At 60.7% G+C, this 13,463-nt stretch carries 13 protein-coding genes; 5 read left to right on the top strand and 8 right to left on the bottom strand.

Annotation, left to right across the window (positions count from 1 at the left end; genetic code table 11):
* Positions 1 to 54: 54 nt before the first annotated feature.
* From C443_RS01320 to C443_RS01300, 5 genes are read right to left on the bottom strand one after another with little or no spacing between them, the layout of a single operon-like run.
* A complete protein-coding gene (locus tag C443_RS01320) occupies positions 55 to 489 on the bottom strand; it encodes a PTS fructose transporter subunit IIB (protein WP_005533056.1) in 435 nt (144 codons plus the stop codon).
* Positions 486 to 2,171: a phosphoenolpyruvate--protein phosphotransferase gene (ptsP, locus tag C443_RS01315; protein WP_005533054.1), complete on the bottom strand. Its 1,686-nt coding sequence runs from the start codon at positions 2,169 to 2,171 to the stop codon at positions 486 to 488. Before ptsP ends, C443_RS01320 begins: the two co-directional genes overlap by 4 nt.
* Positions 2,164 to 2,451 (bottom strand): HPr family phosphocarrier protein, encoded by a 288-nt coding sequence (locus tag C443_RS01310; protein WP_005533052.1) that lies wholly within the window; start codon positions 2,449 to 2,451, stop codon positions 2,164 to 2,166. Before C443_RS01310 ends, ptsP begins: the two co-directional genes overlap by 8 nt.
* Entirely contained in the window at positions 2,448 to 2,924 is a 477-nt protein-coding gene (locus tag C443_RS01305; protein WP_005533050.1) for a PTS sugar transporter subunit IIA, read from the bottom strand. Before C443_RS01305 ends, C443_RS01310 begins: the two co-directional genes overlap by 4 nt.
* Before the next feature lie 14 nt (positions 2,925 to 2,938).
* A complete protein-coding gene (locus C443_RS01300) occupies positions 2,939 to 4,078 on the bottom strand; it encodes a PTS fructose transporter subunit IIC (protein ID WP_005533048.1) in 1,140 nt (379 codons plus the stop codon).
* Positions 4,079 to 4,322: 244 nt separating this feature from the next.
* Here C443_RS01300 and C443_RS01295 point away from each other — a divergent pair, with 244 nt between their 5' ends.
* Positions 4,323 to 6,281, top strand: a complete 1,959-nt coding sequence (locus tag C443_RS01295) for an archaea-specific SMC-related protein (RefSeq protein ID WP_005533046.1) — start codon at positions 4,323 to 4,325, stop codon at positions 6,279 to 6,281.
* 36 nt (positions 6,282 to 6,317) lie between these two features.
* Here the strand turns inward: C443_RS01295 and rdfA are convergent, their stop codons facing one another.
* Positions 6,318 to 6,914 (bottom strand): rod-determining factor RdfA, encoded by a 597-nt coding sequence (gene rdfA, locus C443_RS01290; protein WP_005533045.1) that lies wholly within the window; start codon positions 6,912 to 6,914, stop codon positions 6,318 to 6,320.
* Positions 6,915 to 7,214: 300 nt separating this feature from the next.
* Between rdfA and C443_RS01285 the strand changes: the two genes are divergently transcribed.
* The 3 genes from C443_RS01285 (at position 7,215) to folE (ending at position 10,054) form a co-directional block, all read left to right on the top strand.
* Positions 7,215 to 7,913, top strand: a complete 699-nt coding sequence (locus tag C443_RS01285) for a hypothetical protein (RefSeq protein WP_311241338.1) — start codon at positions 7,215 to 7,217, stop codon at positions 7,911 to 7,913.
* Positions 7,910 to 9,220: a hypothetical protein gene (locus C443_RS01280; protein WP_005533042.1), complete on the top strand. Its 1,311-nt coding sequence runs from the start codon at positions 7,910 to 7,912 to the stop codon at positions 9,218 to 9,220. The genes C443_RS01285 and C443_RS01280 overlap by 4 nt, the downstream gene beginning before the upstream one ends.
* 216 nt (positions 9,221 to 9,436) lie before the next feature.
* A complete protein-coding gene (gene folE / locus C443_RS01275; RefSeq protein WP_005533039.1) occupies positions 9,437 to 10,054 on the top strand; it encodes a GTP cyclohydrolase I in 618 nt (205 codons plus the stop codon).
* Positions 10,055 to 10,314: 260 nt separating this feature from the next.
* Here folE and C443_RS01270 read toward each other — a convergent pair whose 3' ends face one another.
* Positions 10,315 to 10,695, bottom strand: a complete 381-nt coding sequence (locus C443_RS01270; protein ID WP_005533036.1) for a hypothetical protein — start codon at positions 10,693 to 10,695, stop codon at positions 10,315 to 10,317.
* Positions 10,696 to 10,847: 152 nt separating this feature from the next.
* Here C443_RS01270 and C443_RS01265 point away from each other — a divergent pair, with 152 nt between their 5' ends.
* A complete protein-coding gene (locus C443_RS01265; RefSeq protein ID WP_005533034.1) occupies positions 10,848 to 11,441 on the top strand; it encodes a cyclodeaminase/cyclohydrolase family protein in 594 nt (197 codons plus the stop codon).
* An 85-nt stretch (positions 11,442 to 11,526) separates the two neighbouring features.
* Here the strand turns inward: C443_RS01265 and C443_RS01260 are convergent, their stop codons facing one another.
* The gene (locus C443_RS01260; RefSeq protein WP_005533031.1) at positions 11,527 to 13,272 is read right to left on the bottom strand and encodes a formate--tetrahydrofolate ligase; all 1,746 of its coding nucleotides are present in this window, start codon (positions 13,270 to 13,272) and stop codon (positions 11,527 to 11,529) included.
* Positions 13,273 to 13,463 lie beyond the last annotated feature (191 nt).

Below are 13,463 nucleotides of genomic sequence, written 5' to 3'. Positions count from 1 at the left end.
AGACGGGTTCGGTCCATCACCTAGGGTCGTCACTTCCCAGTGAGGACACGGGCTTCAATTGAACAGACGCTTCAGCCGCGCAACGAGGCTCTTCGAGCGGTCGCCGCCGCGCCGGCGCTGCTGATTGGATTCAGTGCTCGTGGGCTCAGATCCATTTATATCGGACTTAGTGTCCGATGCGTCGCCGTCAGCGGCCGCAATCGCATCAGCGATCATGCCTTCAGCGTCGTTAACCGCATCCTTGACGGTTCCGTCGATCAGCGGGACACCGCTGAATCGGTCCTGACTGACCGACGTGTCGGAGGCGATGATGGCGGCATCAGCAGCTTCAATGTCCGCGTCCGAGAGTTCGTTCTCCGCGCCCATTGCTCCCTGAACTTCCACTTTAATATCGTGGCCCTGTTCTTCTGCCGTCTGTTCGAGATTCTCGGCTGCCATTTGACTGTGTGCGATACCAGTTGGACAGGAGGTGACTGCGACGAGTTTCATGTATCTAGTGTGGTATGGACTTTGCTTCGCGTTGCGGCGAGTCGGGCGCGGTCCCCGCGCTCGCTCGCGGTACTGTACTCGGTTTCGCTGACGGCCGTCTTGACTTCAGGAACCGTCACGGCACTCATGCTGAGTTCGTCGAGACCGAGACCGACAAGCAGTTCCGTCAAATCGGGGTCGCCGGCCATCTCGCCGCACATCCCCACCCAGGCGTCTTCGGCGTGGGCTGCGGTAACTGTCTGATGGATCGACCGGAGGACGCCCGGGTGCGTGGGGTCGTGTAAGTCACCGACACGCTCGTTCTCGCGGTCAGCGGCCATCACGTACTGCGTGAGGTCGTTCGTCCCGATAGAGAGGAAATCGACTCGTGCCGCGAGCTCGTCGGCCATGAAGGCGGCGCTCGGCGTTTCTATCATGACGCCGACTTCGATATCAACGGCATCGGCGTCGTGACATTCAACATCGGCCGCTGCTGTGTCCAGTGCCTCGAGTGCGGCGTCGAGTTCCTCGACAGTATCGACCAGCGGGAACATGATTGCGAGGTCTCCAGCGCCGTCCGCAGCAGCGCGCAGGAGCGCACGGAGTTGCGTGGCGAACAGGTCCGAATCGGGGTCGAGCGAGCGCCGAATTCCCCGTTCCCCGAGGAAGGGGTTCTCTTCTTCCGGCAGGTCGAGATATGGAATGCGCTTGTCACCACCGATATCTAACGTCCGGACGACAACGCGCCCATCCGGGAACGTGTCGAGTGCCTCGCGAATGGCTTCGTACTGCTCGTCTTCCGATGGTGGCGTCTCCCGGTCGAGGAAGAGAAACTCGGTTCGGTAGAGGCCGACGCCGTCAGCCCCCCGCTGTGCTGCAGGCTCCAGTTCTGCCGGCTGGCCGACGTTCGCCGCCACTTCGATGTGTCGCCCGTCGATTGTCTCGACAGACTCATCGACGACAGCGGCTCCCGAGTCGCTTACTGCGGCAACTCGCTCGGTGTCGTCAGGACTGACTAGCACCTCGCCGCTGTCGCCGTCGACCACGACCTCTGTCTCGCCCTCAACAGATTCGAGCGCGTCGCCGACTCCAACGACGGCCGGCAGGGCCAGTGAGCGGGCAAAAATGGCCGCATGGGACGTCCGTCCGCCGGTGATCGTTGCGAACCCGGCGACGCACTCCGGATCGAGTTGCGCCGTGTCGCTGGGGGTCAACCGCTCGGAGAGGACGATGCTTCCACCAGGTAGATCATCGAGATCGACCCGTTCCCCGTCCGTCAGCAGACGGAGGAGTCGGTCACGAACGTCGCGGAGGTCGTCCGCTCGCTCGGCCATTCGGCCGTCCATCCCCTCGAACTGTTCGATGTGTTCGCTGAACGCGGCATCGACGGCGTTCGGTGCGGGAATCCCATCGGTAATCATCGTCTCGACTGCGTCCTCGATTGTCGGGTCTTCGAGAAACTGGATATGTGCGTCGAACACCGCGGCCTCGTCTTCGCCGACGCGTTCGGCGGTCGCCTCACGCTCAGATTCCAGTTCAGCGCGGGCGGTGTCGACGGCATCGGCGAACCGCTGTACCTCCGTCTCGGGATCGACTTCTACGCCGTCCGGGTCTGGGAGCGAGATGTCTCTGCCGTACCAGACAACCGTCCCAACGCCGGAGCGAGGCGTTGCACCGGTCCCGTGGAGCGTGCGTTCAGCCATCGTCAGTTTCCAGTTCCGCCTCCGGTGTTGTCAGTATCCGCTCCAGTTCGTCAAGCACTGCCTCTGCATCCGGACCATCAGCGACCAGTTCGATGTCGTCGCCCTGTCCGACGCCGAGGCTGGTGACAGCGATCATACTCGCCGCCTGAACGAGGTCACCATCCGGGCGACCAGCCGAGACTTCAGCCTCGTGGTCGTTCACAGCTTGGACGAACGCCGACGCCGGTCGAGCGTGTAGGCCCGCCTCTGGAACAATCGTCACAGTACGTTCGATCGTCATGCGATGGCCTCCCGGAGCACGTCCTGAACGGTCGCCTCGTCCTCTGCTTCGTGGAGTCGGTCCCGAACGTCGTCGTGCATCAGGGCTCGCGAGAGGGAGCTGAGGATGTTGAGGTGCTCTTCGCCGCCGGCTTCCGGCACGAGAATCATGAAGATGAGCGTCGCGGGCTCGTCGTCCATCGAGCCGAAGTCGACGCCTTCCTCGGAGCGGACAAACGCCAGTGACGGGCGGCTCACAGCGCTGGTTTTCGCGTGTGGGATGCCGATCCCCATGCCGACGCCCGTCGTGGTCTCCGATTCGCGTTCCAGCAGCGCGTCGAGTGCGCGTTCGCGGTCCTCGACCCTGCCACCGTCGACTAGTAGGTCGAGCAGGGACTCGATACACGCTTCCTTCTCGGCTGGTGGCTCGGACAGCGAGATGTGGTTGGCCGGAATCAGTTCTTCGATATCGTCCGCTGCGATTGCATCTGTCATTGTAATCACCGTTGTTAGTCGTCCGTCGGTTGCGTGGTGCTCGTCTCCGCCCCAGCGTCGATACGGTCTTCGAAGTCCGGTTTGATCACCGTCGCGACGACGGCCGTCACGAGTGAGCCCAAGAGGATGCTGCCCAGGAATGCGAGCGGCCGGTTTGACAGCAGGACGACGAAGATACCGCCGTGGGGTGCGGGCATCGTGACGCCGAGGGCCATCGAGGTCGCACCGCCCACAGCGCTACCGGCCACGATAGCCGGGATTACGCGGAGCGGATCGGCGGCTGCGTACGGAATCGCACCCTCAGTGATGAACGAAAGGCCGAGTACGATACCGCTTTTCCCGTTCTCGTACATCTCCGCAGCGTACTTGTGCGGGGCGATGAAGTTCGAGAGCGCGAGGCCGATCGGCGGAATCATGCCGCCGATCATTACCGCGGCCATCGGCGCGTAGATCTCCTCAGTGATGAGTCCGGTCGCGAACACGTAGGCGACCTTGTTGACCGGGCCACCCATGTCGAAGGCCATCATCCCGCCGAGGATGAGGCCGACAACGATGGCCTGGCCACCCTGCATCGACTGCAGGAACGAGGTTAGGCCCTCATTAGCGAGTGCGACGGGGACGCCCAGTACGAACAGCATGATTGGCGTTAGAACCGCCATCGTCGCGACAGGGATGAGCAGCACCGGCATCATCGGCTGGATGAACTCGGGGACGTCGAGGTTCTTGAAGAAGCGCGCGACGTACCCAGCCAGCAGCCCAGCGACGATTGCGCCGAGGTAGCCGGCACCGGCCTCGCCACCGGAGATACCGATTACCGTCGCCGCTTCGGCGACGACGTTCCCTTGTTGGAGAATGTACGCCAGCAGGAACCCCGGAGCGAGTCCCGGTCGGTCGGCAATGGCGTACGCGATGTAGCCTCCGAGGATGGGAACCATAATCGTCAGTCCAGCAACGCCGATCTGTGCGAGGAACCAGCCTGCCGAGCCGGTGTTCTCGAACACTGTCTGTGTGTCCCCTATCGCGTACGCGACGGCGAGGAAGATACCCCCGATAGTTACGAAGGGAATCATGAACGATACGCCCGTCATCAGGTCCTCCTTGACGGAGGTTACGTGAGCGCGAAGCGCACTCTCGGCCTGGTTTTGCTCTGTCATGGTCAACGACACCGACAGCTACGCCCATTGTGTGATATAAAGGTACACGTTTGAGCGTGTTATTTAGCGAAATTGTTTGCTATCTGGATTTAGGCGATTGTTTCTGCATGGAACTAGGTCCGCGAATCCGATGGAATAACAGACATATGCTTGTTAGCCGCGGGCCACTATTGGCATAGAAATCGGGGAGTGTGGTGCCACACGCGCCATAGTGCTTATGTCCGTCACTCGCACACACCGAGATATGGGTTCACTCTCGGTATCTGGGGAGGTGGCGACCGTCACCGTCGAGAAGATCGGGGGGATCGACGAGACGACAGTCAAGGTGCCACCAGGGGTGACTGTGCTCCGAGGCCGGAACGCGACTAATCGGACATCGTTTCTACAGGCGGTGATGGCTGCTCACGGAAGTGAGTGGGCGAGTGTCAAAGGTGACGCCGATCAGGGGCACGTCGAACTCTCACTGGGGGAGGAGACGTACTCCCGGACACTGACCAGAACCGATGGCGGTGTTGTCGGGTCGGGCCTCGGACTGCTTACTGACCCAACAGTTGCGGACCTGTTCGCGTTCCTGCTCGAAGACAACGAGGCCAGGCGAGCCGTCGAACGGGGTGAGGACCTCCGGGAGATCATTATGCGGCCCGTCGACGTGGCGTCTATTCACCGACAGATACGTGCGGCCGAACAGCGCAAGGAAGAGATCGACGAGGAACTCGATCGTATCGCGTCGCTCAAGCGTGATTTTCCAGATCTCGAACGGCAACGGGCAGATCTGCGCGACGAGATCGCTGAAACTAGAGACGAACTCCAGCACGTGGAGGAACGAATCGACGAGCGGGACGTAGATTTTCAGACGACCCAGGAAAACAGGGACGAGCTCGAAACGGCCCTCGATGAACTCCAGGCGACTCGATCCGAACTGAAACGCGTGCGAAACGATATCCAGTCAGAACAGGAGAGTATCTCGGCACTGCGCGACGAGCGGGGTAGCCTCGCGGTCGAACGGTCCGGACTTCCGGAATCGCCGGACGAACGACTCGAAACGCTCCAATCGGACATCGAGCGGCTCCGAGAGCGAAAGCGGGAGCTCTCAGAATACACCACGCGACTACAGAACGTCATCGGGTTCAACGAGGAACTGCTGGCTGGCGAACACCGGGAGATAACCGATGCTATCGATGCAAAGCCCGAGAGCGTGGGAGACATCACGGACCAGCTCTATCAGGGGTCCAAGACGACCTGCTGGACCTGTGGCTCACGAGTGAAGCCGGATCGTATCGAGTCGACGCTCCAGAGCATGCGTGACCATCTTCAAGAAACGGTCACAGAGATCGACGATATCGAAGACGAACTCGACGAACTGACCGACCAACGTGACGAAATTGCGGAGACACGCACACGAGCGCAGGAGCTCACCGCAACGATTGACGAGGTCGACACCGAAATTGAGCGCCGGCAGACGACTGTTGTCGACCTCCGAGAGCGACGCAACAACCTCTCCGCTCGCGTCGAGGAACTTGAGGAGCGGGTCACGTCGCTCCGGACGGAAGAGTTCGACGAGGTGCTCGAACTCCATACGAAAGCGAATGAACTGGAGTTGGAACTGGACCAACTCGAATCGGAACGAGACGAGGTGAGCGAAGAGATTGCCGACATCGAGTCAGAGATCCGCCGGAACGACGAACTGGTTGCCCAACGGGAAGAGGTGGTTGACGAGCTGATCGACCTCCGGTCACGTATCGACCGCCTCGAAGCTGAGGCGACCGACCAGTTCAACGAGAAGATGGACGACCTGCTCGATATTCTGAGCTATGGTAACATTGAACGAATCTGGATCGAACGGACCGATACACCCGATGACCCGGTCCATAACAGCGATGACAGTGTCACGGGATCGACGTTCACGCTCCACGTTGTCAGAAGTACCGACGGTGGAACTGTCTACGAAGACACGGTTGCCCATCTGAGTGAGAGCGAGCGAGAAGTGACCGGACTCGTGTTCGCACTCGCCGGCTACCTCGTCCACGATGTATACGAGGATGTTCCGTTCATGCTGCTCGACTCGCTCGAAGCCATCGACTCGGCGCGCATCGCCTCGCTCGTCGAGTACTTCGCGGAGTACCCCTCCTATCTCGTTGTCGCGTTGCTCCCTGAGGATGCGCAGGCGCTTCCGGAGAAGTACAACCGGATTACCGAGATCTGACCCGGTTGTGTACCAAAGAGCGGACCTTTTGAACGCTCACTCACAGTTACAGCCGCCGCGGTCGAGAAGGTCGCTAATACTGTAGCGCGTCCCGCAGTCCTGACAGCGGATATCGATGCTCACGAACACTCGATAGTCGCCCAAAGTGAGCTTGTCTGCGGTGTTCAGTCTGTCGACCGTATCCCGGACGATTGTCTCGACGCGACTGCGGAGGCGGTCGATAGTTCCACGCTCTTGCTCGACCTGTGCAGCTTCTGATTCAGGTTCGTAGCTCGCGCCACGAACCTCTGTAAGGTAGTATCGAATCGCCTGGTACGTGACAAACTGGTCTTCCAACGTATCGACGTCGATACCGGCCCGGTCAAGCCGGTTCCGCGCTTCGATTCGCTTGCCTGCACTGACGTCGTCATCCGTCAGCAGTCGGTAGAAGTTCGCCGGTTCGCCGTCGATAACATCCATACCCGCATCGCGGATTGCAGCCACGAGCAGGGCCTGGTTGAACCGATCTGCGAGGTCACGGAGGCTCTGTCGCTGCCCATTCTCTCCGAGCCAAGCGCGTTCCAGCTCCGCACCCATCGACGACAGTTCATACGTTTCGATCAACTGTGCGACTTTCGACTGCGCTGACCCCATTATCGCCAGAACACGTCGACCCGGTTTAGCCGTTTTGTTGCGATATCGGGCAGTCTGTTCACCGTTCCGTGCCGGTGTCTATCTGTGACAGTGTCTACCGCTCAGATAGGCGAATCCGACCACATATCTGCGAGATATAGACTAACATATCCCGATATGAATGTGTACAACCGGTATCTACGTGTGTATCAGTATCCTCTGGTATCGGAGTTCGTATGTGGACCGATCCCTGAGCGATCTGCTGCGATCTGAGCAACCACGAGAATTTTATACCTGACATTACAAGCGGGAAATCAGACGATGGTCCCCTTTACTCGACGCACTCTCCTCCACAGCGTCTGCGGGCTGGCGACAGTGCTAGCTGGCTGTAGCGGGGTTTTCGAGGGTAGCGGCGAATCAGCACACACCCCTTCCAGAAGCGACGGTTCAAGTCCCTCCAGCGCTGGATCGGTATCTGACCCGGATGCAGTGGTCACACGCGTTGATACCGATCGTCAGCCAGTCTGGCTCGATGACGAAGACGGTCGGCCGACCGAAAGCCCACGTTCTCGTCCAACAGAATCCGAGATTATCGATACGGCAGCCAAGGCCGACCGGGTCAGCGTCGTCGACGACGCGGACCGGTCGGAAATACGGTCCTTCCTCGATGGAACTGACTTCGATACAGAAACCGTCTACGTCCAGACTGTGACAATCGAGGAGTGTTTTCGACTAACGCTCTGTCAGATCCGGTGGGCGGCTGATAACATCACGACCGACTATGGTCGGGTGAGCCGACCCTACGACGAGCCCTGCACAGCGGGCAATAAAATATACGCGGTTTGGGTCATCCGGATTCCCGACACAGTCAACGCAGACGACATCTCCAGCTATTCCTCCTCAATTGGCGGCAACAGTTGCGAAAGACAGCGAGCCGGTGCCGAAGGGGGTAGTGAGAGCGGGAGCGAGGCAGCACTGAGCAATGACCGCCGCACCCAGACCGGTGGTGAGCAGGCATGACTGACGAGATATCTGAGACAAACTGCAAATCCACTCGGCTGACCCGTCGTGGTGTGCTCGCGCTAGCCGGGGCCAGCGCTATCGCTGGCTGTAGCAGTCTCGACAGTGTGGGCGGGGGAGGCGAGGCAACTATCGATACCTACAACCTACCCGATATCCCGCGCCATGGGGAGCGAGAAGCCCCTGTCTCCCCCTCGGTCCCAGTCGACATCGCAACGAGTCATTTCGATGTCGCACGAGAGCGGGTTCGGTCACTTCTGGCGACGCTTCCGACTCCGCTCGGACCGGAAGAAATCCCGAACGGTCACATCCGCCAGCACCTGACTGATGCCGCCAGCGACGCTTCGGACGGCCTCGATGATGCACGGACGGCCCGAACTGGCTTGATGGCGCTCCGGTCGTTGCGGCGAGCGCGCGAAAACGCCCGCTACGCCGCTTCGGGGTGGGGCGTCGCCGACCGTGGTCTCACCGCCGCTCCCCTCCGAAACGAATACGACAAGACCCTGTCTGCGGCCCGCGAAACCCTGCAGGAGCACGAATACGTCGGGGCGGACCCGGTGCGCGCGGCGCTGGTCCACGCCCGGATCGAAGCGGGACTGGGGCGGGCCACTGACACGGATGTCAGGCCGAGGGAGGAGTCGGAGCTGCTGTCTGTCGCCGAATGGGGCGAGATGGCTGAGTCAGCACAAGCGTATCTCAGCGACGCTCGTCATCTACGGGCGCAGTTCACTGCTTCGCTTCCAGCCAATGTCGGCACGGTCAGACAAACACTGACCGCCGCAGCAAAGGCATTGCTGTCGGACATCCGTGACAGGCAGTCGGATCTACCGCCGGAAACGAACGCTGATGACCGAAATCCGGGGCAGATGGTTTTCGACGAGCTCCGATGGGAGGTGGAGAGCGGGATTAGCCGCTTTACGGATGCCGTCGGCCCCGCGAGCGCCGTTGTCGATGCGAACAGTCAATTGGCCCGGCTCCGAGCAATCGACCGCATACAGAGTCGGCGGGAAACGGGCGAACTCGTTCGTCCATCGGATGGGAAAACGGTTCGAGACATTAGGGAAACCGTGTACGAGGCGCTCACTGCGGCCCTCGAATCGAGTTCACAACCGGAACTGGTCCGGACGGTTCTCGTCGATGCTGGCCACAAGGTCATGGCCGCTGACCGTGGGTTAACGCATCATCAGGGAGAGATCTCGGCTTCCACTCTCGATAGAAACGTTGCGGACTACTGGCACGCGACAGCACTCGCCCGTTCAGCATCGGCGGCGACCCAACAGACCGTTCAGGCGCTGGAATCTGGCTGAAACAGCGTTATGAAAGCGACGTTGTGGCTGGTCCGCCGGTCAACAGAAACACCGTTCCCGCCACACAGGAGGACTCATTGGACGTTTTTTGTAACACACGATATTCGCGGTCGGTGATACGTTGTGGTGCGAAATCACAATGTTACCACTGTTATTCGAGTAGTAAACTGATGGGGAACAGAGACTTTGTACGTCGAGTCCCCCTGTTTGCTTGTAATGGATTCCCGGGAACAGGAACCTGCACACCAGCACGATACTGCAACCCAACCGACAGACGGCTTCGACGAAGAGAAGGCGCGACGTGGTGCTCGCCTCCTGCTCGAAGCCGCTGGCCGTGACCCAGATTCGGCGGGGCTATCGGATACGTGGAGCCGGCGTGTCCCGGAAATGTTCGAGACCCTGACTGAAGGCTCTCGGTCCGAGTCTGGACCCGTAATGCGGACCTTCGATGCGGAGACCGATGGTCTCATCGTCAAAACCGGAATTCCGCTTCACAGCATGTGCGAACATCACCTGCTCCCCTTCCAGGGCGTTGCTCACGTGGCGTACAGACCCGGGGAGGAGATGGTGGGACTGTCAAAGCTCATCCGGTACGTCCGGTGGCAGTCACGCCAACTGACGACACAGGAGACACTCACGCGGGATATTGCGGTCGGTCTGGCGGATGAACTCGATGCGCACGGCGTCGTCGTCGAGGTGACCGCAACGCACATGTGCGAAGTCATGCGGGGAATCGAGACGGAGACTGAGACGACGACCAGAGAGCACGTCGGAACGATCAGCGAAGCGGACCGCACGCAGTTCAGGGAGTCGATTCGACGACACGACCAGTAGTCACTGATAGGTGACCCGCATCTCAGGAAGGTATTCATAACAGGAATTTACCTGCTACTGCGTCTCCGATTGCGTATGGTGCCTGTGTGACCAGTGCGTGGTGCAAAACTCAACGTATTTGTAATCATATAGGATGAGTGCATGCGGTCTAGCCACAGAACCCTGGCCTGTACTCGTCGATCGCTCTGAAAAGATGGCGATGGGCCACGGCCTCAGCGGAGGTGCAGCCTCGAAGACGGGGAAGCGACTGGCCGACCGACTCATTCCTCGATAACGTAATTTCCGAAGTTATCGACGGTTCCCACCGGTGGCGCAACGAAGGCGAGCCACACGTGCGTCTCAGCAGTATGGTTACACAGGGTTCGAACCGTGTCCGGATACACACGGACCACTCCGCCCTCGGGGACGTCGTAAACGTCGCCTTCGATAGATATCCGGCCGCCGGTCGTCGCGACGAACACTTCTTCTTGGCCGTCGTGTGTATGCGGCGTCGTCACGGAGTCCGGTTCGACGACGACCTGATTCACCCGTATCTCCTCACAGCCGAGTGGGCCCGTGAGCTTCCGGACCTCCATATCGCAGGTGTTGAGCCGCTCAATCGGTACTGCCGCTGGCTGAATGATTTCGTACGGAGACACCATACGCCGTTTTGTCACAGTCAGGTCATAGCCTCTGTGACGAGATAGCCCACGCGGAGGCCGAATATCTCCAGGGAAATCATTAGGCGAGTGGGCCGAGAATGGTGCAGTATGGGCAGTCAATCACCAGAAACGACCGGTATTGGGGACAACAGATGACGTTCGCGGCCCAGCCGATCGGCGAGTTTCTCGACGACGTCGCGTCGGGCCAGGTGACCCCGAGCGGCGGTGCAGTCGCGGCCGTCGGCGGTGCGATGGGCGCGGCGCTCTGTGAGATGGTCTGTATCCACACTGTCGGCACAGACGGGTCCGGTGTGGAGTCCGGTGAGCTATCGGCACTAGCGGACGCTCTGGCCGATAACCGGGAACAGCTGCTCGCCTTCGCTGACGAGGACGCGGCAGCGGTCGACGCGATCGGGACCGCTTTTGAATCCGGGGATGACGCCCGGATTCAGGAGGCCTCGAAACGCTCAACTGAGGTGCCACTGGAGACGGCCGAGGTTTGTCTCGACGTCGTCGAGCACGCCCGTACGGTGACTGCGAAGGGGACGCCGGTCGCCGTCCCGGACGCAACTGTCGGGGTGCTGCTCACGGCAGCGGCGCTACAGGCGTCGGTCTCGACTGTCCGGGCCAATCTCGACATGATAGACGACGAATCATTCGTGGCAGTGCTGAAACAGCGGGCAAACGAGGCAGAAGCGGCCGGCGAAGCGGCGCTCGACGAGGCGGTCGCGAACGCGAAGCGGTGAGCGGCATCCGATCGTTGAACGTTGAGCGGCGTCCACCGGAAGTTGAGGCGGCGAAACGCGAACGCTGGAACGCAGGACCGGTCCGTCAAAACAGGCCCGAAATGTTGCCGTCTTCGTCGATGTCCATGTCGGCCGCTGCTGGACGGGCCGGTAGGCCGGGCATCGTGAGCGCGTCAGCCGTGAGAGCGACCAAGAAGCCCGCGCCAGCGGACGGGTACACTTCACTGATTTCGAGTTCCCAGCCTTCGGGCGCACCCTTTTTGCTCGCGTCGTCACTCAGTGAGTGGAACGTCTTGGACATGACGACCGGATAATCGTCGAAATCGAGCTCGTTCATCTGCTCAATGTCGTCGAGCGCGCCGCCGGTGTATTTCACGTCGTCGGCGCCGTATATCTCGGTCGCGACAGTGTGGATCTTCTCCTTGATGCTGTCATCGTCGTCGTACAGCATTCGGAAGTCCTCCTCGTCGCTCTCCTCGGTTGCCTCGGTGACGTTCTCCGCGAGGTCGACACCGCCCTCGCTCCCGTCGGAGAACACATTCGACTCGGCCGCTCTGACGCCGAGGTCCTCACGGCAGTGGTCCAGTACAGCCTGAATCTCCTCATCGGTGTCGTCCGGGAAGCGGTTGACCGAGACGACGACCGGGACGCCGAACTTCTGGAGGTTCGTCGCGTGCTTGTCGAGGTTCGAGAAGCCGGCTTCGACGGCTTCGACGCCCGCATCGTCGATCTCGTCGTAGTCGACGGGCCACTGGTCGAGTCCGTGGTATTTGAGCGCGCGAACCGACGCCACGAGTACGACGGCGTTGGGCGTCATGTCGCCCTTGCGGCAGACCACGTCCATGAACTTCTCGGCCCCGAGGTCCGAACCGAAGCCGGCCTCAGTAACGAGGTAGTCGCCCATGCCGAAGGCGGTCTTGTCGGCGACCAGTGAGTTCGTCCCGTGGGCGATATTCGCGAACGGGCCGCCGTGGACCAGCGCCGGCGTGCCCTCGATGGTCTGGACGACGTTCGGCTTGATCGCATCCCGGAGGAGCATGGTTGCTGGGCCGGTGGCCTCGATATCCTCGACCGTGACCGGGTCGCCGTCCTCGTCGTAGGCGACGATGATGCGACTGACTCGTTCTTTGAGGTCACCCAGGTCACTTGCCAGACACAGCACGGCCATCAGTTCTGAAGCGGCGGTAAGGAGGAAGCTGTCCTCTCGCGGCGTCCCACCAGTTTTTCCGCCGAGGCCGACGACAGTCTCTCGGAGCGCGCGGTCGTTCATGTCGATAGCGCGCGGCCAGGAGACGTTGTTGATGTCGATGTCAAGGTCGTCGCCCTGCGAGATCTTCGCATCGAGCATCGCGGCGATGAGGTTGTGTGCGGAGGTGAGCGCGTGGAGGTCGCCGGTGAAGTGGAGGTTGATGTCCTCCATCGGAAGGACCTGCGACCGGCCCCCACCTGCTGCGCCGCCTTTGACGCCGAACACTGGGCCAAGCGACGGTTCCCGGATGGCGATCATCGCTTCCTCGCCGACGTGGTTGAGCGTCTGCCCGAGGCCAACGGTCGTTACTGTCTTCCCCTCGCCTTTCGGCGTCGGCGTCATCCCGGTTACCAGAACAAGGTTCTGTTCCTTGTTCTCGGCCTGTTCGCAGAGGCGCTCGATGGCGTGTTGTTTGACTTTCGCGGTGTATTCGCCGAAGTACTGGAGGTCGTCGAGTCCGAGTCCCCACGGCTCGACCAGTTCCCAGATCGGCTCCATGTCGGTCGATTGGGCGATATCGTAGTCCGTAGGAATCGGCTCCTGCGTCTCTTCGGCCGCGGATTGCTCATCCTGTGAAGACATCTCGGCTAGCCCTTCCCTGCACCGTCGTAATAATGTTAGTGAACCTGACACTACCGGGATAGGATGTGTTCGAGATGTCGGTACATCCCCCGGAGGCCACATCATGTATCTCGGCTTACGAGATTGGGTCTCAGCCTCGAGTGTAGACAACACGGTAGCGGCCGCGAAGTCGGGTCGTAGGAGATGACTCG

The organism is Haloarcula argentinensis DSM 12282 (assembly GCA_000336895.1).
GTDB classification, from domain to species: Archaea; Halobacteriota; Halobacteria; order Halobacteriales; family Haloarculaceae; genus Haloarcula; species Haloarcula argentinensis.
This window is presented reverse-complemented; position numbering and strand designations above follow the sequence as displayed.

Bases quoted from the DNA above. Each gene is read 5' to 3' on its own strand.
- C443_RS01320 (WP_005533056.1), bottom strand. From the start codon at position 489: ATGAAACTCGTCGCAGTCACCTCCTGTCCAACTGGTATCGCACACAGT.
- ptsP (WP_005533054.1), bottom strand. From the start codon at position 2,171: ATGGCTGAACGCACGCTCCACGGGACCGGTGCAACGCCTCGCTCCGGC.
- C443_RS01310 (WP_005533052.1), bottom strand. From the start codon at position 2,451: ATGACGATCGAACGTACTGTGACGATTGTTCCAGAGGCGGGCCTACAC.
- C443_RS01305 (WP_005533050.1), bottom strand. From the start codon at position 2,924: ATGACAGATGCAATCGCAGCGGACGATATCGAAGAACTGATTCCGGCC.
- C443_RS01300 (WP_005533048.1), bottom strand. From the start codon at position 4,078: ATGACAGAGCAAAACCAGGCCGAGAGTGCGCTTCGCGCTCACGTAACC.
- C443_RS01295 (WP_005533046.1), top strand. From the start codon at position 4,323: ATGGGTTCACTCTCGGTATCTGGGGAGGTGGCGACCGTCACCGTCGAG.
- rdfA (WP_005533045.1), bottom strand. From the start codon at position 6,914: ATGGGGTCAGCGCAGTCGAAAGTCGCACAGTTGATCGAAACGTATGAA.
- C443_RS01285 (WP_311241338.1), top strand. From the start codon at position 7,215: ATGGTCCCCTTTACTCGACGCACTCTCCTCCACAGCGTCTGCGGGCTG.
- C443_RS01280 (WP_005533042.1), top strand. From the start codon at position 7,910: ATGACTGACGAGATATCTGAGACAAACTGCAAATCCACTCGGCTGACC.
- folE (WP_005533039.1), top strand. From the start codon at position 9,437: ATGGATTCCCGGGAACAGGAACCTGCACACCAGCACGATACTGCAACC.
- C443_RS01270 (WP_005533036.1), bottom strand. From the start codon at position 10,695: ATGGTGTCTCCGTACGAAATCATTCAGCCAGCGGCAGTACCGATTGAG.
- C443_RS01265 (WP_005533034.1), top strand. From the start codon at position 10,848: ATGACGTTCGCGGCCCAGCCGATCGGCGAGTTTCTCGACGACGTCGCG.
- C443_RS01260 (WP_005533031.1), bottom strand. From the start codon at position 13,272: ATGTCTTCACAGGATGAGCAATCCGCGGCCGAAGAGACGCAGGAGCCG.